The 20,386-nt window shown below is 50.5% G+C and carries 23 protein-coding genes, 2 tRNA genes and 1 other RNA gene; 6 read left to right on the top strand and 20 right to left on the bottom strand.

What is annotated here, in order from left to right; translation table 11 throughout:
* Positions 1 to 6: 6 nt before the first annotated feature.
* From H9I36_RS03050 to H9I36_RS03115, 14 genes are all read right to left on the bottom strand, one after another.
* A complete protein-coding gene (locus H9I36_RS03050; RefSeq protein ID WP_187383919.1) occupies positions 7 to 1,044 on the bottom strand; it encodes a rod shape-determining protein in 1,038 nt (345 codons plus the stop codon).
* 23 nt (positions 1,045 to 1,067) lie between these two features.
* The gene (locus tag H9I36_RS03055) at positions 1,068 to 2,012 is read right to left on the bottom strand and encodes a tetratricopeptide repeat protein (protein ID WP_187383920.1); all 945 of its coding nucleotides are present in this window, start codon (positions 2,010 to 2,012) and stop codon (positions 1,068 to 1,070) included.
* 58 nt (positions 2,013 to 2,070) lie between these two features.
* Positions 2,071 to 2,461: RNase P RNA component class A (gene rnpB, locus H9I36_RS03060), an RNA gene on the bottom strand.
* Positions 2,462 to 2,527: 66 nt separating this feature from the next.
* Entirely contained in the window at positions 2,528 to 3,439 is a 912-nt protein-coding gene (locus tag H9I36_RS03065; protein WP_370586941.1) for a zinc ribbon domain-containing protein, read from the bottom strand.
* Positions 3,440 to 3,568: 129 nt separating this feature from the next.
* On the bottom strand, positions 3,569 to 5,428 hold the full coding sequence (gene rpoD, locus H9I36_RS03070) for an RNA polymerase sigma factor RpoD (RefSeq protein WP_187383922.1): 1,860 nt from the start codon (positions 5,426 to 5,428) through the stop codon (positions 3,569 to 3,571).
* A gap of 23 nt (positions 5,429 to 5,451) precedes the next feature.
* Entirely contained in the window at positions 5,452 to 7,233 is a 1,782-nt protein-coding gene (gene dnaG / locus H9I36_RS03075) for a DNA primase (RefSeq protein WP_187383923.1), read from the bottom strand.
* Positions 7,233 to 8,351 carry an endolytic transglycosylase MltG gene (mltG, locus tag H9I36_RS03080; protein WP_187383924.1) on the bottom strand — a complete coding sequence of 373 codons (1,119 nt, stop codon included), beginning with the start codon at positions 8,349 to 8,351 and terminating at the stop codon, positions 7,233 to 7,235. Before mltG ends, dnaG begins: the two co-directional genes overlap by 1 nt.
* Complete coding sequence (locus H9I36_RS03085) at positions 8,348 to 8,545, bottom strand: hypothetical protein (RefSeq protein ID WP_187383925.1); 198 nt, start codon at positions 8,543 to 8,545, stop codon at positions 8,348 to 8,350. The genes mltG and H9I36_RS03085 overlap by 4 nt, the downstream gene beginning before the upstream one ends.
* Entirely contained in the window at positions 8,542 to 9,480 is a 939-nt protein-coding gene (locus H9I36_RS03090; RefSeq protein WP_187383926.1) for an MBL fold metallo-hydrolase, read from the bottom strand. The genes H9I36_RS03085 and H9I36_RS03090 overlap by 4 nt, the downstream gene beginning before the upstream one ends.
* On the bottom strand, positions 9,477 to 9,932 hold the full coding sequence (locus H9I36_RS03095; protein ID WP_187383927.1) for a YkgJ family cysteine cluster protein: 456 nt from the start codon (positions 9,930 to 9,932) through the stop codon (positions 9,477 to 9,479). Before H9I36_RS03095 ends, H9I36_RS03090 begins: the two co-directional genes overlap by 4 nt.
* Before the next feature lie 49 nt (positions 9,933 to 9,981).
* Positions 9,982 to 10,063 (bottom strand) — tRNA-Tyr (locus H9I36_RS03100).
* 4 nt (positions 10,064 to 10,067) lie between these two features.
* A tRNA-Thr gene (locus H9I36_RS03105) sits at positions 10,068 to 10,141 on the bottom strand.
* A 40-nt stretch (positions 10,142 to 10,181) separates the two neighbouring features.
* Positions 10,182 to 10,565, bottom strand: coding sequence for a chorismate mutase (locus tag H9I36_RS03110; protein WP_187383928.1), 384 nt, complete (start codon positions 10,563 to 10,565; stop codon positions 10,182 to 10,184).
* Positions 10,562 to 11,314 carry a hypothetical protein gene (locus tag H9I36_RS03115; protein ID WP_187383929.1) on the bottom strand — a complete coding sequence of 251 codons (753 nt, stop codon included), beginning with the start codon at positions 11,312 to 11,314 and terminating at the stop codon, positions 10,562 to 10,564. The genes H9I36_RS03110 and H9I36_RS03115 overlap by 4 nt, the downstream gene beginning before the upstream one ends.
* A 72-nt stretch (positions 11,315 to 11,386) precedes the next feature.
* Between H9I36_RS03115 and H9I36_RS03120 the strand changes: the two genes are divergently transcribed.
* Positions 11,387 to 11,752 carry a hypothetical protein gene (locus H9I36_RS03120; protein ID WP_187383930.1) on the top strand — a complete coding sequence of 122 codons (366 nt, stop codon included), beginning with the start codon at positions 11,387 to 11,389 and terminating at the stop codon, positions 11,750 to 11,752.
* Here the strand turns inward: H9I36_RS03120 and H9I36_RS03125 are convergent.
* Positions 11,724 to 12,536, bottom strand: a complete 813-nt coding sequence (locus H9I36_RS03125; RefSeq protein ID WP_187383931.1) for a motility associated factor glycosyltransferase family protein — start codon at positions 12,534 to 12,536, stop codon at positions 11,724 to 11,726. The genes H9I36_RS03120 and H9I36_RS03125 overlap by 29 nt on opposite strands.
* A 2-nt stretch (positions 12,537 to 12,538) precedes the next feature.
* On the opposite strand from H9I36_RS03125, the gene H9I36_RS03130 reads away from it, so the two are divergent.
* The 4 genes from H9I36_RS03130 (at position 12,539) to H9I36_RS03145 (ending at position 15,917) form a co-directional block, all read left to right on the top strand.
* Complete coding sequence (locus tag H9I36_RS03130) at positions 12,539 to 13,951, top strand: CCA tRNA nucleotidyltransferase (RefSeq protein WP_187383932.1); 1,413 nt, start codon at positions 12,539 to 12,541, stop codon at positions 13,949 to 13,951.
* A gap of 1 nt (position 13,952) precedes the next feature.
* On the top strand, positions 13,953 to 15,101 hold the full coding sequence (locus H9I36_RS03135; protein WP_187383933.1) for a zinc metalloprotease: 1,149 nt from the start codon (positions 13,953 to 13,955) through the stop codon (positions 15,099 to 15,101).
* Between the two features lie 83 nt (positions 15,102 to 15,184).
* On the top strand, positions 15,185 to 15,547 hold the full coding sequence (locus H9I36_RS03140) for an FMN-binding protein (RefSeq protein ID WP_187383934.1): 363 nt from the start codon (positions 15,185 to 15,187) through the stop codon (positions 15,545 to 15,547).
* Between the two features lie 22 nt (positions 15,548 to 15,569).
* Complete coding sequence (locus H9I36_RS03145) at positions 15,570 to 15,917, top strand: hypothetical protein (protein WP_187384055.1); 348 nt, start codon at positions 15,570 to 15,572, stop codon at positions 15,915 to 15,917.
* Here the strand turns inward: H9I36_RS03145 and H9I36_RS12855 are convergent.
* From H9I36_RS12855 to H9I36_RS03155, 3 genes are read right to left on the bottom strand one after another with little or no spacing between them, the layout of a single operon-like run.
* The gene (locus H9I36_RS12855) at positions 15,831 to 16,115 is read right to left on the bottom strand and encodes a TdeIII family type II restriction endonuclease (RefSeq protein WP_370586944.1); all 285 of its coding nucleotides are present in this window, start codon (positions 16,113 to 16,115) and stop codon (positions 15,831 to 15,833) included. The genes H9I36_RS03145 and H9I36_RS12855 overlap by 87 nt on opposite strands.
* The gene (locus tag H9I36_RS13020; protein WP_370586942.1) at positions 16,082 to 16,348 is read right to left on the bottom strand and encodes a TdeIII family type II restriction endonuclease; all 267 of its coding nucleotides are present in this window, start codon (positions 16,346 to 16,348) and stop codon (positions 16,082 to 16,084) included. Before H9I36_RS13020 ends, H9I36_RS12855 begins: the two co-directional genes overlap by 34 nt.
* A gap of 3 nt (positions 16,349 to 16,351) precedes the next feature.
* On the bottom strand, positions 16,352 to 16,624 hold the full coding sequence (locus tag H9I36_RS03155; protein WP_187383935.1) for a hypothetical protein: 273 nt from the start codon (positions 16,622 to 16,624) through the stop codon (positions 16,352 to 16,354).
* 85 nt (positions 16,625 to 16,709) lie between these two features.
* Here H9I36_RS03155 and H9I36_RS03160 point away from each other — a divergent pair, with 85 nt between their 5' ends.
* The gene (locus tag H9I36_RS03160; RefSeq protein WP_187383936.1) at positions 16,710 to 17,036 is read left to right on the top strand and encodes a Trp family transcriptional regulator; all 327 of its coding nucleotides are present in this window, start codon (positions 16,710 to 16,712) and stop codon (positions 17,034 to 17,036) included.
* Between the two features lie 229 nt (positions 17,037 to 17,265).
* Here the strand turns inward: H9I36_RS03160 and H9I36_RS03165 are convergent, their stop codons facing one another.
* Together H9I36_RS03165 and H9I36_RS03170 are read right to left on the bottom strand one after the other, a co-directional pair.
* Entirely contained in the window at positions 17,266 to 18,231 is a 966-nt protein-coding gene (locus tag H9I36_RS03165; RefSeq protein ID WP_187383937.1) for an oligopeptide/dipeptide ABC transporter ATP-binding protein, read from the bottom strand.
* Positions 18,228 to 20,381 carry a dipeptide/oligopeptide/nickel ABC transporter permease/ATP-binding protein gene (locus tag H9I36_RS03170; protein WP_187383938.1) on the bottom strand — a complete coding sequence of 718 codons (2,154 nt, stop codon included), beginning with the start codon at positions 20,379 to 20,381 and terminating at the stop codon, positions 18,228 to 18,230. The genes H9I36_RS03165 and H9I36_RS03170 overlap by 4 nt, the downstream gene beginning before the upstream one ends.
* Positions 20,382 to 20,386: the final 5 nt, after the last annotated feature.

A 20,386-nucleotide genomic window follows, 5' to 3' on the forward strand; every position in this document is an offset into this window, starting at 1 on the left:
GCGCCGCTAATCGTTGAGGTTCGCATAGATCGCGCGGTCGACCGATCTGTCTTTAAACAGTTCGAAAGCCTCTCCCGCTCCGATCGCAACGCATTCGAGCGGATGCTCGACGAGGATGACGGGTACTCCCGTTTCTTTTGAAATGAGCTTCGGAAGCCCTTTGAGCATGGAGCCTCCGCCTGTCATAACGATGCCGCGGTCTACGATATCGGCGGCGAGTTCGGGCGGCGTATGTCCGAGCGTGCTCTTGATCTCTTCGACGATCCGCGTGACGGGATCTTTGAGAGCTTCTCTGACTTCGACGCTGTCTATTTCGAGGCGGCGCGGAAGACCGGTGATCGCGTCCGTTCCGCGCAGCTCCATCTTTTCGATCGTCTTGTCGGGGGTGGCGTTTCCGATTTGAATTTTCAAACGCTCGGCCATCTGGCGGCCGATTATTAAATTGTGGACGCTTTTGACGTGCTTGACGATGGCTTCGTCGAATTTGTCGCCGCCGACGCGGATCGCGTTCGTGATGACCATATCGCCGAGGGATATGACGCTGACTTCGGTCGTGCCCCCTCCGATGTCGCATACCATGTGACCGGCGGGCTCGAAAATCGGGATCTTTGCGCCGATTGCGGCTGCCCTCGATTCCGCAATCGTTTCGACTTGTTTTGCGCCGGAACGGAGAGCGGCTTCGATGACCGCACGGCGTTCGACATCGGTGATACACGAGGGAATTCCGATTCTCATACGCATCGGGCGGAAAAACTGATGGCGGGGCGTGATCTTCGAGATAAAATATTTGATCATCTTTTCGGTACTGTCGATGTCGGCGATGACGCCGTCGGCGAGCGGTCTGATCGCGATGATGCTGCTCGGCGTTTTATCGAGCATACTCTTAGCTTCCGCACCGACGGCTCTGACTCTCTTTGTCCCTTTTTCGACGGCGACGACGGAAGGTTCGTCTATGACGATGCCCTTGCCGCGTACGTAGATCAGCGTATTGCAGGTACCGAGATCGATACCGATATCGATCGAAAAATTATCAAACAGACCCATTTTGCTATGCCTCCCGAAACGATTTAGTCCGCCAGTTTTTCCAAAGCGCCGCGGTGATTTACCTGAATGCGAAGCGCGTTTCGCCACTCAGATCTGGCTTTCACCATATCGCCCTGTTTTTCATATAGTATGCCGAGCTTGTAATGCGCATCGGCGGAGTTTTCATTTTTTCCCAAAACGCTTAAAAATTCTTCCGTCGCTTCACGGTATTTGTTTTCAGCAATGTAAATACTACCGAGGAGCATACGGCTTTGCAAGACTAAATTTTCGTCGTCGCATTCTTTTATGACGCGGAAGAGGTACTGCTCCGCCGCCGCATTTTGCCCCGCTTTATGATACTGCTCCGCGATCGAAAAGAGAAGCGTATCGGATTCCCGCACGAGGAGCGCTTCCGTAAACGAAGCGATGCTGTCCATCGTCATGCCGAGCGCGGCATAGCTTAATCCCAGATATTCGGCTATGTCGTCGGCTTTGTAACCGCGCGCTTTTGCCAGTTCGAGATATTTTACCGCGAGGTCGGCATAATAATACGACGAAACGGTATTTTTATAAAAGTAGGCTTTGCCGAGCATGTATGCAAGCTGGGATTTCAGCGAATTTTGCGCATCGAGCAGCGCAAGACGCAAACTGTTGATCGCTTCGTCGAGGTAATTCTGTTCGTTCATCTTATCGAGAGACGATACGCCGAGGTAAAACGCCGCATATCCGTGGTACGTGAGAGCGGCATTGTTGAACGGGGACGAGCGCAAGATACCCTTGCTTGTTTCGTATACGCTTTCATAGTCGTAGGATTTCCAGCTTTTGGAAAGCGCGTACACGGATCCGGATGCGAGGCGCGGAAAAACGAATCGATAAAACGAAAACACGAGGGCGGCGGCAACCAGGCACACGGAAAACGCGATGAGTGCATTGCGTACGAGATTGCTTTTGCGTTTGAATATATGCGCTTCTTTACTGCTGCCGTTCATACTGTTTAACAAAATCACGTTCGGAAACCGCCGAAACTCGACATTTGACCTAATAAAAAAAACGGATGGGACGGTAAGCCGGGTTCTGGTATCGGCTGTGAGCCGACATAACCATCTGTCTCGAACGCAGATTACCCTGCGTTTCAAGCAACCTACCTGCAGTTACGGTCCGGAAACCCGCTGCCGCTTAGTTTTGCTCCGAATGAGGTTTGCACTGCCGCACCCGTTACCGGATGCGCGGCGGTCTCTTACACCGCCTTTTCACCCTTACCCGTTTTACAACGGGCGGTATATTTTCTGCTGCACTGTCTGTCGGAGGCGGGCTTTGCATTTCTGCAGTTTCCGCATCCGCCCGGTGATTACCCGGCATTTTTTCCGGCGGAGCCCGGACTTTGCCTCACGGGTATGCTCTTTCATCAGAGAATACCCGCGCGGTTATATCCCATCCGTATTATTAACAATTTTATGCACGGCACTTTTTCGCACCGGCATTTGTACGCTCTGAATCGAATCGCTTAGGACTGATCCTCGTCTTCATCTTCGATATCGTCGTCGTCGTTTTCTTCGTCTTCGATATCGTCGTCTTCATCGAAGATTTCGTCGTCTTCTCCGACCGCTTCTTTTTCTTCGTTTTCCTCGTCTTCGTCTTCGAAATCGTCTTCAAAGTCGTCATCGTCATCGAGGTTTGCGAGGCTGCCCGTAAAGTTCTGTTTTTGATCTTCGGAGGTCTCTTCGTAATAGAGGATGCGACTGCAGTACGGACAGAACAGAATATCTTCGTTTTTGCGCACTTCATTTGCGAACTGCGCCGGAAGGAACATACAGCAGCCCTGACATACACCGTTTTTGACGGCGACGATGCCCTGCGTGTTGCGCCGGATGATGCGTTCGAATTTAAACAATATTTCCTGATCGAGGTCGGGTGTTATTTTATTTTCTTTTTTTTGCAGGGATGCGAGTTCGCTTTTGTACGAATCGAGTTCTTTGTCGAGCGATGCGCGGCCGGCGTTGAGATCGGCTTCCTGGGATTTGATCATCGCTTCGACTTGCTTTAAGTTGTCGTTCAAATCGGCAAGCGTCTTTTCTTCTTTTTGCAGATCTTTGCGGATATCCTGCTCTTTGAGCGACGCTTCCGAAATCTGACGATCGAGCGCTTCGTATTCGCGGTGCGTTGTGATGTTGTCCATGCCTTTTTCGCCGGATTCGCGCGATTTGACCGCTTCATCGAGCTCTCTCTGCAGCTCGGCGACTTTTGCCCGCGCTTCTTCGTAGTCGGCGTTTTTTCCGATAAATTCTTTTTTCATGCGATCGAGCAGTTCTTCCTGTGACGAAAGCTGCTTCGGCGCTTCGCGCACTTTTTTTTCAAGGTCGTATTTGTGTACGAGTATTTCCTGCAGATCTTTTAATTTGTCGAAAACCTTTGTCATCACCATGTCGATTATACCCTTCCAGATTACCGCATCTAAGGAAGACCTCTAAAAATTGCAATTTTCAGAGGTCTGTAACGTCCTATTGTATAATAAAAAAAACGTTGTGTCTACGCTATTGTTGACACGCTATTGTTGCGCGGGATCGATGTAGTCGCGAAGACCGTTCGCGCGGCGCGGATGGCGGAGGCGCCTGAGCGCTTTCGCTTCGATTTGCCGGATCCTCTCGCGCGTGACGTTGAAGTACAAGCCGACTTCTTCGAGTGTGAGCGAATAGCCGTCGTCCAGCCCGAATCGCATTTTGAGCACTTCCTGTTCCCGCGGCGGCAGCGTGTCGAGCACCGAGCGGATCTGTTCGCGAAGCAGCGTATCCGCCGTCTGGGAGGCGGGGTTTTCGACTTCTTTGTCTTCGATAAAATCTCCGAGCAGCGAATCCTCTTCTTCGCCGATCGGCGTTTCGAGCGAAATCGGTTCGCGCGCGACGTTTTTTACCTGCTTGACGCGGGTGACCGGCCAGCCCAGCTGCTGTGCGATTTCATCGTCGCTCGGTTCGCGTCCGAGCTTTTGCATGAGCTGCCGCGATTCCCGAACGACTTTGTTGATCTGTTCGATCATGTGCACCGGAACGCGGATCGTGCGCGCCTGGTCGGAAATGGATCTCGTGATCGCCTGCCTGATCCACCACGTCGCGTACGTCGAAAATTTAAAGCCCTTGCGGTATTCGAATTTTTCGACGGCTTTGATGAGTCCGATATTGCCTTCCTGCACCAAATCGAAAAACTGCAAACCGCGGTTCGTATATTTTTTTGCGATCGAAACGACGAGGCGCAGGTTCGCATTGATGAGCTTGTTTTTCGCCTGCTCCATCATCGCCGATCCTCTTTCGATCTCTTTGCCCATGCTCAAAATTTCGTCAACGCTGTTTTCGAATTCGTATTCGAGGCGGTAGAGCTTTCTGTCGATCTTTTGTATCTGCGTGTAGATATCGCGGATATCGTCGGTCGTCATGTTGAGTTCTTTTTCGAGCTTTTGCGATTCGGAACGGATGGCGATACGACGACCGAGACTGCGGAGGTCGGCTATGTTGACGACGCGCAGCTCTTTCATCTTTTTTTCCTGCTTTTGATGATAGTCGGCAATCTTTTGCATAGCGTCGCGGAACTTCAGCGTAAATTTGTCGAGTTCTTCCGACTGTATGTCGATCCGCTGCAGTTGGGGCTGAATTTTTTTATGCAGAGAGGCAAGCTGGGGTGCATCGAATATACGGACGGTTTGGTCGGTTTCGAAAAGCTGTTTTTTGATCGTCATGTACTGTTTGATTTCGGGCAGCACCGGTTTGATGTATTCGCTGTAGCAGCTTTTGAGCCGCCGCTTTTCCGCCATCTCTTCGTTTATCTCTTTTCGCGGGCGTCCGGGTTCGTGGATATCGATCCTCGTAAACGCTTTTTGCGCGACGGCGAAAAATTCGGGAATCATGATGCCGGAATTTTTGATGACGTCTTTGATGATGTTTTTACCGTTTTCCATTTTTTTGGACAGAATGACTTCCTGTTCGGCGGTGAGCAGATTTTCTTTTCCGATTTCTCGCAGGTAAAGCCGGATCGGATCGTCGATACTCGTCTCTTTGTCGCTGTTGACGAGCCTGCTTTTGACGATGTCGACGGCCTTTGCGACATCGACCGCTTCGCTCGGAACGCCGTCCGCTATGTCGTCATCCGCGATAGCGTCGTCCTCTGTCTCCCCATCGTCATCTTCTTCCGGCTCATCGCTTTCTTCTTCGGCGAGTAAATCATCGCTTTCGACGATCTGCAGATTTTCGCTTGAAAAAAGCTGGAGGACGTTTTCCATTTTCGGGGAATTGACGAAATCCTGTCCCAGCATATCGATCACTTCGTCCCACGTGACGGCCGACTTTTCTTTTGCGTATTCGAAAAGTTTTTGCACATTGGGATCCATCTCACGGTCGTTTTGATCTTTTTGTTGATCCATATTTTTTTTCGGTACCTGTTTTATTACTGTTTTAATTCGCTGTCGAGTTTCATTTTTTCTGCAAGGAGCGATTTGAGCTGTTCTCGATCGCTTTCCGTTGCGGGATTGAATAATCGGATTCTGCTCATGAGCGCGCTCCGTTTGCGTTCGAGCGCATTCCGTTTGATAAGTTTGATACCGTCTTCCACGATGCGCTTCCCGTTTCGGGAAAATTCTCCCGACGATATGACACGTGTTATCATCCGTCCGAGTTCTTCATCGTCGCATCGGTTCAGTATGTTGCTTATCGATACGGTCTTTTCTCTGAAACAATCTTCCAAGATAATAAATAATTTTTTTGCGAGAGGGTCTTCAAAATCGTCAACGGCTATTTCCGCGCGCATGACCGTATACAGGTCGAGTTCGGCTATGACGGCGAGAACGGTTCGCAATTCGGCGTTGAGGGAAATGTCCGAATTCTGTCTGCCTGTCGATGATTGCTGCCGGTTTTTTAAGCGGTCGCGGGCTTGTTCACGATTTTCAAAATCTCTCTTAACAGCCTCCGGCTTTAGATTGAATGCCTGGCACAGCTGCTCAAGGCATGACTCTTTTTGAATATCGGAGCGGAGCGCGTCGACATACCGAAAAAACTCGAGCGATGCCTTTGTTTTGCCTTCGGGGGTATCGACAGCAAAATCGCTGCCCAATTTGGATAAAAGAAAGTCACTATCCAATATAGCATTATTTACGTCATTTGTCAAGGTCTCTGCCCCATAGCTTGCCATGATCTCCGCCGGGTCTTTACCTTCCGACAGTCTGATGATCTTTACCGTAAAATCAAACGAGCGGCACATGATGATCGCGCGCACGGTCGCCGCCTCGCCCGCTTTGTCCGAATCGAAAGAAAGCAGTATCGTGTCCGCAAAACCGCGCACAATGCGAAGCTGTTCTTCCGTGAGCGCCGTCCCCAGCGGTGCTACCGCATAGGTGATACCGCACTGGTGGTAGGCGATGCAGTCCATATAGCCTTCGCAAAAGATGACTTTTTTTTCTTCACGTATTTTATTTTTGGCGAAATTGAACGCATAGAGCGTTTCGCCTTTTTTGTACTGGATCAAATCCCCCGAATTCAAATACTTCGGTCCGTCTCCGTGCAGCAGGCGGCCGCCGAATGCGCAGCACTGCCCTCTCCTGTTGAAAATCGGAAACATGAGGCGATCGGAAAAAAAAGCCGTGTCGGGATAGTTTTTGCTGAAAAGCCCCGATTCCGCAAGGAAGGCGTCGCTGAAGTTTTTTCCGCGCAAAAATTTTTTGAGCCAGCTCCTGTCGGCGGGTGCATAGCCGAGTTTGAACGTCGCTATCGTTTCGGCCGTAATACCTCGTCCGGTGATATACGAAAGCGCATCTTTTCCACCGGGCGTCTGCGTGAGCAGATAGTGAAAGAGAGTTGCCGTGCGTTCGTAGAGATCGATATAGAGATCTTTTATGCCGTCGTCTTTCGGCCGCTCGGGTATGTCGCCCCCCGAATACGTCACTTCGATTCCCGCCCGCTTTGCAAGTGAGCGCACGGCATCGGCGTAAGAGACCTTTTCCGTCTCCGTAACGAATTTGATAACATCTCCGCTTGCATGGCAGCCGAAGCAGTAATACAATTTTTTATCGCCGTCGACGTGGAACGACGCGGTTTTTTCGTTGTGAAACGGACAACAGCCCCACCAATCGTTGCCGCTCCGCTTCGTCAATTTCGTGTATTCTCCGACAATCGAAACGATATCGGACGTACTGTGGACGGCTTCGATCGTATCCTGCGATATGAGAGAAGCCATCAGTTTTCCGCCGCCTTTTTTGTCGTATAGCGAACGCCTTCTTTGATGTGTTCGCCGAATGAGTCCGAAAATGCGTGGCGTCCCGTTTTTTCGTCTGTGAGGCGAAAATAATAATAATTCGTTTTCGGAGTGTCGGCTGCCGCTTCGAGCGCGATCATGCCGGGATTCGAAATCGGAGTCGGCGGAAGAGCCGCCCACTTATACGTGTTGTAGGGACTGTCGATTTTCAAATCGTCGTAGGTGATGACGTCGGGGTGCGCTTTGCCCTGTATTTCGGTGATGATGTATTCGATCGTCGCGCACGAATACAAGCCGATATTTTTTGCGATGCGGTTTTTGAACACGCTTGCGATGAGAGGCGCTTCGTCCGCGACGCGGTATTCCCTCTCGACGATGGACGCGAGAACGAGCGTCGTTTGAAGTTCGTCAGGAGAAAGGGATGCGAGCGTAGGATTTGCGCGTATATGTTCGAAAAAATTTTTTACCATCATGTCGATGACCGACGAAGATGCCATGTCGGGCGTAAAAAAGTAGGTATCGGGAAAGAGATATCCTTCAAGGGTCGATGAGCGTATGTCGTATTTTTTTATGAGCTCACCGTTTACAGCTGCGGCTTTAAAATCAGCTGCGGTACAGATACCCGCATTTTCGAGGCGCTCGCCGATTTTCGAAATCGTCAATCCTTCGGGAAAGGATGTGCGCACGTATTCCCTCTTTCCCGACGATGCGAGGGCGAATATGTCGGAGATACTCATACCGCTTGAAATGCGGTATACGCCGCTTTCGAGCTTGAGCTTTGCACCTCCTGCAAGAAATCGGAAAAACGGATAGCGTGCGGCAAGGTAAAACGCATTTTCATTTTTAATAAGTTTTTTTTCTTTGAGTGTACGAGCGAATTTTTTTACCGTCATCCCTTCGGGAACTTCGACGCGCTCGGTTACCGCCCTCTCCGCGCTCGATACAGACCGTGTTTCGTATATAAAAAAAAGAGACGCGACGATTGCGCCGAGCACGAGTGCGGCAAGCGCTATGTAAAAAACGCGCTTTCCTTTTGTGACGAATGTCCTCGTGCCGCGTCTATCGCGCTCCCCGTCGCCGCCGGATTTTTTTTGACTCATGAATAAAATCGCTCCGCATCTCCGATCGAAATGGAATCGTACACCGCTTTTTCCACGGCGTGCGCAAATTTTTCAAGACCGGAAGGAATGCTTTCTTCGTGCTCGCGGAAAAAACGCGCGATGAGCGCCGTCTCGTTCGGTGAAAACTCGTATAAAAACGAAAGAGATGCGGGTTTGGTTACATCGTCCGTCATAGGTTTATCTCCGCGCCCTCCGTCGCGAGGTAAACTTGCATATTCGCGTGCTCGATATACTGCGCGTACCACCGCGCCGCATGCAAAATCGAATGGAGTTTTTTATCGTCGTATGTCGGTTCGTGATGAAAGAGGTACACTGATTTGATATTCCAGTGAACGGCAAAATCGATCGCATAGCAAAACGCCGAGTGACCCCAGTTTTCTTTTTGATAAGCTTCGGCGACGGTGTACTGCGAATCGAGAGCGATGACGTCGGCGTCCTGAAAGACTTTTATGCGCTCGGGCGTCTTTCCGAAATCCCTTTGCGAAAGCTCGACATCAGTCGCATATACGAATTTTTTCCCGTTTTCGCTTATCGCATACGAATACGAATTTCCCGGATGCGACATTTTGCAGCAACATACGGGAACTCCTCCGACGCTGAACGGTTCGCCCGATTTTACCGTGTGAAAAGTGATCCGCTTGGCGCAGACGTCAAAAGGCGCCGGAAAATACGGGCGCGACATTTGAGTTGCAAGAATGCGAGGAGCTGCGGGAAAGGCGGAATAGATATCGATTTTGACCGAAGGATCGTAGATCGCGTCGAAAAACGGAAATCCCTGCAGATGATCCCAGTGAAAATGCGATAAAAGCAGATTATAATGATTGTCGGCGGGTTTTGTGCCGTTTTTTCCGAGTACGCGCAAACCCGAACCCGCATCGAGCACGATCTCCGTACCGTTTGCACTTTTTATTTCAACGCAGGGCGTATTGCCTCCCGTCGTGCCGTACAGCCAGTCGGGAAGCGAAGCGATAAATCGTTCGCGGGCGTCTTCCGATGCGATGTCTTTTTGCGTAATGCGCTGAACGACTGCGGTTATTTTTGCCTGAATCTGCCGAGGCGTAAGAGGCGTCGGAACGGAACCCCTCACTCCCCAAAAATATACCTTCATCTGCACTTTCCTCCGCGCTTGAATTTGAGCGGTTCGTTATTTTCGTACGCGGCGCGCGATGCGTTTATGGCCTCTTTCGTCCAAAGCTTTCCGCGGTTTATGCCGGGACACGCATCTCCCTCTTTTTCCCAGGATTCTTTATCCGTCAAAAATCCCGTCCAAAAGGGATATGTTCTGCACTGCACCGGCCTCGCGCCGTAAGCGGTGCAGCCGTCTTTCCACAAAATACAGTCGTAGTTTTCCGTATCTTTTAAGCATAAAAGGTATTCATCGTCATATTGAGGAACAAGACGGCAATAGGTTTTAATAAATTCATCTTCGGACAGATTAAACCATCGGCACAGATCCGTCAAATCGCTTTGCGAGAGAAAAACAAAACCTGGTTCGATTCTGCAACAGCGGGAACATCGATTGCACTCAAAATGAAGACCGTCGTCAAAAAAAGCCGGCATAGTATCAGTATAAAGAAAAAGCCCGTTACAGGCAACGGGCTTTTTGCAATGGGGAGTGAAGGATTCGAACCTACGAAGGCATAGCCAGCAGATTTACAGTCTGTCCCATTTGACCACTCTGGAAACTCCCCAAAAAGCCGACTCAGGGATTCGAACCCTGGACCTCGAGATTACAAATCACGCGCTGCTACCAGCTGAGCTAAATCGGCGCTGCAGGTCGGCACATACTATATAATAATATAAATTTCGTCAAGTAGTTTTTTGGGAAAAATCGGGGCGCAGCGTTTCCGCTCCGTTTATGTATACGTGGCGCACGGAGGCGCCCTCGTCCATGTATGCGGTGACGAGCACGCGGATCATACCTTTCGCCATGCCGCGGACAGAAGCTTCTTGGCTGCAAAAAAGCGCGCAGGCGGAAACGTCGATTTCGTTTTGTCCGCATCTGAGCGCGGATGCGGGATTTATTGCGTCCAAATCCTGCGTCATCGTAAACTGTATCGATACGACGTCTTCCGACGCGATATTGTTAAGTTTAAAAATAGATGTGCACATATCGCACACCCCTTTCGTAATCGATTCGGCCGTATTTTCCGCGCCGGAAGCTCCGCGTAAACCGTAGAGACGTTTTGTCATCGACCGCTCTTTGTCGTACCTGAAAAACTGCTTTGCAATTCGGGATAGGTTTTTAATAGTTCGGTTATGTCTCTGTTCCGCGCCTCCGTGCGCGCTTGCTGCATATGCTGCGCTTCGATGTACGCATCGCGCGCGCTGTTGTACAATGTGCGGTCGGGCAGCTTCGACGAAAAAAGGGCAAAGTTGTCGAAGACGATGTTCGGATAATCGACCGATGCGCTCACTCCTTCGAGGAGTTCTTCCGACGTAACGGTTTCCGGTCGGAAGTCGGTACTGTCGGATGTTTTTATTAAAATATACGATGCGGCTTTTCCCGCAAGGGCCGTGCACGAAGAATCGAGATATGCATCGAGACTTTCGGTGTCGGTGACGATGCCGCTTTTTACGAGGGCGATGATATTTTCAGGCGTAACGCGGGCCGTGCAGATAAAATCGAATCGATATGAAAAATCGGGAGCCGATTGAAAGGCGGTACTGTACACATCAGCCGACGGGAGGGAACCCGATACGGTTTTCGTCACCGTACGCGGTTTTAAGCTGAATACACGGAGTACCGCGTTCGTCGGAAGCAGGCATTCCCAATGCCACGAAAATCTGCCCGGCAAAACGGGTTCGCGGTTGACGCCGCTCGTCTTCGATATGAGCACGCCGCATTCGCCCGCTTCGACTTTGAATTGCGTCCATCCGAAATAAAATACGACGCCCGCTGAAACAAGTAAAATAAAAAATATCGCGATAACCTTTTTCATACTTCCTCTATGTATGTTTTTGCTGTATACTCGAAATTATAATCTTTTTTGCGATAACTGCAAGGTGGAGCGATGGGCGGTAAAGAAATTGAAAAGGACGATTCGAAACCCGTTTTATACCGGCTCGTCATGCGCACCGTTTTATTTTTCGCCCTCTTTTTATTTTCGCTCCTCGTCTTTTACGCGATCGGAAATTATCAAAATTTTCTCGACGAAAATCAATATGTTATTTTAAGCGCGGCTTCTCTCGCCTCGATCGTGCTCTTCGTCTTTTCCGTTTGGGGCTTTGCCGTTTCACTCTGCTATGCGCTCAAAAACGATAGCCCGCACCGCGCTCTTTATATCGTATCGGCAGCCGTCATGATTTTTACGGCGGCTTTCGGTTTTGTGTGCATGTTCGCTTCCCGCCTCATCGATTTTCTTGCGGCCGGAATGTAACCGTTGCGGATAGCGGCAGGATGAGCAAAAAATCCGCTTCGCATGCGGTAAGCGTCACGGGCTTTCGATCCGTAAAATAATTTTCCGAAATACGGTTACTGATGCTCGGCATACCCTCTCTTCGAAAACCTTCCCAAAAAAGACCGTGCGATATAAGCTTTCCTCCGGTACGGGAAGAAGCCGTGCGGGCAACGGAAACGATGTCATCCCGTTTTAAATCTAAGATGTCGCAAGCAGTTCCGCTTTTGAGCAGCCGGACGGCTTCGTTCGGAAGAAGCCATAGGTCGGCATGCTGCGGGGTACAAAACGAATCGCATATCGCCAAAAGGTGGTCGAGCCTGCCTCCCCCGCCGCCGATGAGCGTGATAAACGGAATTGCATTTTGTAAAGAAGCTTCACGGAAGGCCGCATCCAAGGCGAGCTCCGTGTCGGTAAAATCTTTGTTGCAGGGAAAACGTTCAATGCGCACCTCTCCCCGTTTTTCTCCGAACTGCGGACTTTCATCATCGTTCCGGTCGTACAGATCGATGAGCTTTACATCGGAAATGCTGTCGAAGTCCCCGACGATGAAATCGGGCGTCAAATCGATGTGCGCCGCTTCGCCGCTTTTGAACGCGTCCGCATAACGCTTGAGCGTATCGAGTCCCGAATCCGCAGCGATGACGATGTCGGGCACATGGGAGACGAAATGCGATTTGACCGCTTCGGGCTCCGGGGCATCGCCTCCGGTAAAGATCGTGCAGCGTATAGACTTTTTCCGCTCGGAAAACTTATAATCGCTCATACATGTATAGTAGCGCAAAAAATATAAAAATTCCCTCCGTCCTCAAAAAAATGCACGAGATTTTTTCCCGCGGCGGTTTCCGCTCCTATCTCGTCGGAGGAGCCGTACGCGATATGCTCATGGGCATTTCCCCGCACGATTACGATGTCGCAACCGACGCAAAGCCGGAAGACGTCATGCGTCTCTTTCACCGCGTCGTTCCGACGGGGATCGCGCACGGGACGGTAACCGTACACCTCATGGGATACCACATCGAAACGACGACCTTCCGCACCGAATCGGGCTATTCGGACGGACGGCATCCCGACAGCGTTGCCTATGCGGCGTCGATCGAAGACGACCTTTCGCGGCGGGACTTTACGATGAATGCGATCGCCGTCGACCTCGCCGACGGAAAACTCGTCGACCCCTTTTCCGGCAGAGCCGACATCAAAGAAAAACTCATCCGTGCGGTCGGAAATCCGCACGAACGCTTCGGAGAAGACGGACTCCGCCCGGTCCGCGCGATCAGATTCGCCGCGCAATTAAAATTTTGTATAGAAAAGTATACATATTCAGATATTTTCGAGGAGAAAACGCTCGCCGTCGTTCAAAAAATTTCGATCGAGCGCTTTCGTGACGAATTCATCAAAATGCTGGCTTCCGACGAACCCTCGGTCGCGCTGAAAATGCTCGAAGAAACGGGCATACTCGCTTTTTTTATCCCCGAACTCCTCGAAGGACGAGGCTGTCTCCAGTCCGACTCTCGCGGCTTTCACGACTTCGACGTGCTCGATCACCTCTTTTACGCCTGCGACGGCGCACCGAAAGACAATCTTACCGTCCGCCTTGCAGCCCTCTTCCACGATATCGGAAAGCCGAAAACAAAGCGCATACTCACTGAAAACGGCATCGAAACGATAACGTTTTACAACCATGAACGGACAGGCGCCGAAATGACGAAAAAAATCCTCACACGACTTCGCTTTCCGGCAAAAACCGTCGCTTCGGTTTCGCACCTCATAGCCGAACACATGTTCCATTACGAAAGCGCATGGAGCGATGCCGCCGTCCGCCGCTTTATCGTACGCACAGGAACGGAGTCTATCGACGACCTCTTCGATTTGCGCCTTGCCGATATCTACGGCATGAAGAAGGAACCCGTGCGAATGCACGACAGCGCTGTCGGAAAAAATCTCGTCGAACTGAAAAAGCGGATCGAAGCCGTGCAAAAAGAAAACTCCGCTCTTTCGCTTAAGGATTTGGCGGTAAGCGGAGACGATCTTGCAGACGCCGGAATACCTCGGGGAAAAGAGATGGGGCGCGTGCTCAAAGAACTCTTCGACACGGTACTCGACGATCCGAAAGAAAACACAAAAGAGAAGCTTTTGGCGATCGCACGGAATATATACCGAAAAAATTTTTATGAGAGGTAAAATGAAAAACCGCCGTAGATTTTCAAAAATATTTTTTATCCTGTACATCGTCGCTCTCATTGCGATTATCGCGCGCCCATGGGTACGCGACTACGGATTTACTTCAGACGCTCTTTTACCGACGATCCTAACGATCGTTTTACTGGGTGCTTCATGGTATATTTCGTTTGCTTCTGCGGTAATCGTTCACGAATTCGGGCATTTGATTTTCGGTCTTTTGACAGGTTATACATTCGCTGCAATCGGTTTCGCCCATCATCTTTTTTTGCGGCGGGACGGACGCCTGCGGCGCTTTGTCTATAAACTTCCCGGAGCGCTCGGCTTTTGCGCTATGGAAGTGCCCGATATGAAAAACGGTACGTTCCCCTTTGCGCTCTATCTTTCAGGCGGCGCTTTCGGCAACACATTTTTGGCGCTCGTCTGCATCTTCGCCTTTGTATCCGGCATCGGCAGCGGAGTATTGTTTTTCCCTCACGCATTTTTGTTTCCCGCTTTTGTCAATGCGTATCTTGCGATCGTTTCGATTTTGCCGATAAAAACGAAATTTCTCAATACCGACGGAAAGCAATTATTCGATTTATTAAAACATAAAAATATGCGTAAATCGTTTTGGGCCTGCGAAAAAATAAGCGCGGCGCAGTACCGCGGCGTAAAATTCGAAGACATCCCTTCCGAATGGTTTAATGAAACCGACGATACGCAGAGCGTCTATGCCGCATCGATACGCGCGGTGCGCTTTCTTGCACGGACTGAAACCGATGAGCCGAAAGAAGTGTGCGCGCTTATCGAAAAAGAGCTTTCGGAAAACCACGCTCTTTCAGGTATAGCCAAAGGCTTATTGACTTGTATGCGCATCTATTATGAGTCGATCGGCGATCGGGACGACGGCACATTGAAAAAATTAATAACGCAAACGCAAATCGATTTTATGAAACGAATGAAAAATATGCCTTCGTCCATACAGACCGAATACGCATATACGCTCCTCGTGGAAAAAGACGTTCGCGAAGCTTCCCGTATAAAGACCCGCTTGGAAAAGATTTCGAAAAAATATCCTTTTTCGGCTGAAATCGATACGGCAAAAAAGCTGATCGCCCGTGCCGATGAAATCTCGAAGCGCGAAAGCCCGAATGTGAACGGAGATATGTGACGGGCGTCTGGAGATTTTTTCGAATATCGTTTATTATTCGAAGCAAATATCGAAAGGTATAAAATAACAGGAGGCTTAATTTTATGAAAAAGCTGTGTGTGATTGCGGCGGTCGTAATCGGAATGTGTTCGCTGTATGCGGGCGGTAAAGATGTCTCGTACAAAGCGGGAACGTACAAAGGAACGGCGAAGGGCAACAACGGAGATATAACGCTCGAAGTAACCTTTTCAAAAAATGCGATCAAAAGCATTAAAGTCGTTTCGCACAAAGAAACGCCCGGTCTTTCCGATCCCGCGTTCGCAAAGATCCCCGATGCGATCGTAAAAAAACAGACGCTCGCCGTCGACGCCGTTTCGGGAGCTACGAATACCTCCCGTGCGATCCTTGAAGCCGTCGAAAAAGCGGTCAAAGCTGCAGGCGGCGATGCGACTGCTTTGAAAAAATAAAAGGGTCGCCAAAAAGACGGAAGTGACAGAGCTTTCGGTCGATGTCGTCGTCGCGGGAACGAAAGCCGGTACGGGACTTGTCAAAACCGCGACCGGCGACGGACTTGTTATGGCGTGGAGCGCGGGAGCGGCCGAGAGGGGCGCCGACGTTGCGCAGCGGTTCGGCCTCCGCGCTGTCCGCCGTCCTTATGTGTATCACTGCCGTTTCTCCGTGCCGCACCGCGAGGGTTTTTGTACGGTGCGGTGGTTTTTTATTGCAATAATCTTGAACCTTTTTTTCCTATCATTTATGCTGTGCAAAATACGCATCGATTTCGGAACGCAATTCAATTCCGACTTTTTCAAAAATATTCAACAATGCTTCGTATGATCCGGTGCCGCCTAAAAAGTCCCAAAATTCTGCCGCAACTTTTAGCTCATATTCCAAATCAACCATCCCGCGCATTGTCCAGCGGCCGTATTCTTTCGGTTCATACGGATTATACGGAATTGCAAGCAGTGTATGAATATGAGCTTTCGGATGTTCGGCGAGCGTTACTGCTTTAAGGAATGAATAAATGAGAACAATGCCATTCTGTCTTTTCCTAACAAGCGGGTATGAAAAAGCATTACGGCAGGTTCGGGATTATAATGCATGAATTTATGTCGTAGGCTTTGTTTTAAAATATCTTCAATTTCAGTCATTTGTGTATTTGTAAGACTCATCGTTTCATCTTCTTTATATTGTTCGAAAGACAATGTCCAATTCAATTTTTCACCGAGTGTCTCTTCCCAATTCTTAAAACGCCATTCCCCGCTCACGCGTCACACCGAATGAGCCTGCCCTGCATCTTTTTCTTTTTTCCAATCGTTGATAAATTTTTCGTATGCGTCGATCTGCGCGTCGAGGGCGCGCTGTACGACGGCGCTGCGTCCTTGCCAATTGTTTCCGTCGATTTCATACAACACATTGAGCGTCATCTCAAGCGTTTCGATCGTCAAATCCTTATCCTGTTTGCGACGGCGGGCGAGCATGCGCAGTTCGCCTTCAAAGCATTCGTCGTATTGCCGCTCGAGAGAAGTTAATGCATCGGTCATACAATTATAGTACACAAGATATTGGACTTTTACAAGCTTTCGTGATACTATGCATAGGATTTCAACGCAGGGGCGAAAGCGGGTTATGAGCACACAGGCAGTGAAACACACAAAAAAAGGCGCGGTACAAAAAACGCTCGAAGAAAGTTTTCTGGAACTCTGCCGCCTCATCGCCGAAACGGACGACGAGCGCTTTATCCGTGATTTTTTCGGCTGTCTTTTTACGCCTGCCGAACGGAAGGATTTTGCAAACAGGTGGCTTCTTGTCAAAGAAATCGACAAGGGTACGACGCAACGGGAAATCGCAAGGAGATTCGGTATGTCGTTGTGCAAAATCACGAGGGGATCGCGCGAACTGCACAAAGACGGAAGCGCGTTCCGCCGCATGCTCGAAAAATTAAAAACCGAATAAATGAAATAGGAAGTCGGCGGACGGCTTAGCCCATCGCATACATACCGGCGCGCAAAATCGAAGGTTTAAAAGCGCCGCTGAAATGGCGCGGCGCTTTTAACTGCAAGTTTGCAGAGCAAACCGTTTTCTTGCAGAAAACTCGCGGATGTACGTGTGCGCGCTTGCGCACCAATGCGGCATTTTCGAAAATCGACATTTTCTGCAATGCCGCATTTTAAGGAAGCATCCGCTACTGTACAAGAAGGCAACGCACGCGGTGACCGCTTTCCGTTTCTGTCAATTCGGGAAGCGTTTCACAGCACGCCTTTTCCACATGAGGGCAGCGGTACGCAAAGGGGCAGCCCTTTTCGGCTTCGAGCGTCGTCTTTACTTCCGCGTTCGATGCCGCTTCTTTTCCGAGCGCGCCGTCGAACAAAAGCTTCGTATACGGATGCAATTTCGTCTCATACAGATCGGCGGCAGGAGCTTCTTCGACAAGGATGCCGCGGTACATGACGCCGATCACATCGCAAAAATAAGAAGCGGCTTTCAAATCGTGCGTAATAAACAAAAAACTTAAACTCCGCGTTTTTCGAAGATCGTCGAGCAGATTGATAATCTGTCCCTGAATCGAAACGTCGAGCGCCGAAATCACTTCGTCGCAGATGAGCGCTTCGGGTTCCATGATAAGAGAGCGCGCAATCGAAATGCGCTGCCGCTGTCCGCCTGAAAATTCCGACGGGCGGCGGAAAAGGTCGACTTCGCTCATACCGACTTCTTTAATAATTTTTACCGCCCTTTCTTTTGCATCGTCTTTTCCTCTCCGTTTCGACGAATAGCGAAGCGGCGAAGTCAGGATTTCAAAAACGTTCATACGCGGGTTGAGCGAACGTGCGGGATCCTGAAAAATATATTTTACTTTTTCGCGGTAAGCGCGCATTTCGTTTTTCGTGTACGATGCGATGTTCCGCGCTTCCCCCTCTTCCGGAGCATAGCGTATTTCCCCCGATGTCGGTGAGTACATGCCGACCAAAAGGCGCGCCGTCGTCGTTTTGCCGCAGCCCGATTCTCCGACGAGGCCGTACGTCGTTCCCCTCCGTATCGAAAAGGATACGTCGTTTACCGCGTACACCGTCCGCTCTCCGCGCGCAAAAAATCCCGCTTCGAAGCTGAACGTTTTAGAAAGATGCCGTACTTCGATTATCGCGCCGCTCATTTTTTTGCTCCTCCGTCGATTTTCATCTCCGGGCACGACCTTCCGTCGGTAGCGCAGGATGAGCGCACAAAGGCGCATCTCGGAGCAAAGGGGCAGCCCCGCTCGGGAGCGGACGGATCGCATACTTTTCCCGGAATCGATTTCATGCGCTCTTTCGTATAATGCATGCCGAAGTTTGCGGAAGATGCGAGGAGCGCTTTCGTATACGGATGGCGGGGGGATCGCACGATCGATTCGGCACTACCCTCTTCCATCACTTTTCCGCCGTACATGACGATGATGCGGTCTGCGATGCGCGAAACGATGTCGATATTGTGGCTGATAAAGATGACCGAAAGCCCCCTTTCTTTTTGCAGGCGCATAAGAAGCGAAACGATCTGCGCTTGAATCGTCACGTCGAGGGCTGTCGTCGGCTCGTCCGCAATGAGCAGTTCGCAGCCCTGTGCGAGAGCGAGCGCTATGCCGATCCTTTGCAGCTGGCCGCCCGAAAATTGGTGCGGATAACTTGCAAGCCTTTTTTGCGGATCGGGAAGTCCTACTTCTTTCAACAGCGCTTCGGCTTTTTCATACGCAGCATCCTTTGTACAGCTTTTGTCAATCGTGCGGAGCGCTTCGAAAAACACGCTTCCGACGGTTTGCAGCGGATCAAAGGAAAGCGCGGGCTCTTGAAAGATCATGCCGATTTTTTTACCGCGGAATGCCCTCAGCTCTTTTTCACCGAGCGCAGATAGCTCCATCCCTTCGAAATACACGCGTCCCGATCGAAACGCGTTTTGCGGAAGGAGATCCGGGATCGCACTTACCGTCACCGATTTGCCGCTTCCCGATTCCCCGACAATACCGAGCACTTCTCCCCTTTGCATCGAAAACGAAACGCCGCGCACGGCATAGACATCGATGCGTTTTCCTTCACGGAAAACGGTAAAGGTAACCGAAAGATTTTCGACCGAAAGAAAATTACGTGCCGCCGGATACGCACTTTGCACATCCGGCGCACTTTCCGTATCGTCCGCCGCGCCTATGTCGAAAGCGGAGGAAGCGGTACGGCGGATCTCGCCGAAAGCGTGTGTATTTTTTCGCCGAAACTTTTTTCCGGCGAAAACCGCGTGATACGGATCGAAGTAATCGCGGAGCGCGTCGCCTAAAAAATTGAACGCGAGCGTTACGGTCAAAAGCAAAAGAACCGGAGCGAGCAGCCACGGATAATTTTGCAGATTCGAAAGCGTCGAAATATTGCGGTTGATGAGAGAGCCCCAGCTGACGGCAGGATCGCTGATACCCAGTCCGAGGTACGAAAGCGTCGTTTCGCTCATGATAAAACCGGGCACGCTGAGCGCAACGCTTACGATAAGAAGGCTCGCCGTCTGCGGTATGATGTGACCGAAGATGATAACTGCCGGCGGGATTCCCTCAAGCCGCGCGTTGAGAATAAAATCTTCACGCTTTATCGCATGCACCATGCCGCGTATCGTTCGGGCGCTCGACGGCCAGCCGACGAAGGCGAGGATCAGCGTGATGAGCGCGTAAGAAGCACCGCTGTCCGTCTGTGTGTGCAAAAGCGATCGCAAAAATAAAATGAGATACAAGCTCGGAATGAGCATAAAAAATTCCGCAAGGCGCATGAGACCCCAGTCCGCAGCTCCTCCGTAAAATCCCGCAAGCCCGCCCAAAAGGACGGCGAGCAGGAGCGAAACGGCGGATGCGGCAAAACCTATCGTAAGGGAAATGCGGCTTCCGTAGACGATGCGCGAAAAAAGATCGCGTCCCAGATTGTCGGCGCCGAGGATAAAGACGGGATAGAGTTCGCCCTTTTCGTCGGGGATCGTGCCGAAAAGGTGTCGGCTGCACGGGATAAGCCCGAGCAATTTGTAAGACTCGCCTTTTACAAAAAACGTTACCCTTCGGTACTTTCCTTTGACGCGCGCGTATTTCCACGAAACGGGATCGAGGACGCGGCATTCCTGTGCTACGATTCCCCGTTTCGTTATGCGGATGTTCGCAGGATGAAACGTATCGCGGCCGAAACTCATCGATGCGGGATAGGGCGCAACGAATTCCGCAAAGAGCATTACGATATATAAAATTGCAATGACGATAAGCGAAGCGAATGCGATGCGTTTCGTCTTTAAAAAATTAATAAATTTTTTCATGCGCG

The organism is Treponema sp. Marseille-Q4130, assembly GCF_014334325.1.
Classification (GTDB): domain Bacteria; phylum Spirochaetota; class Spirochaetia; order Treponematales; family Treponemataceae; genus Treponema_D.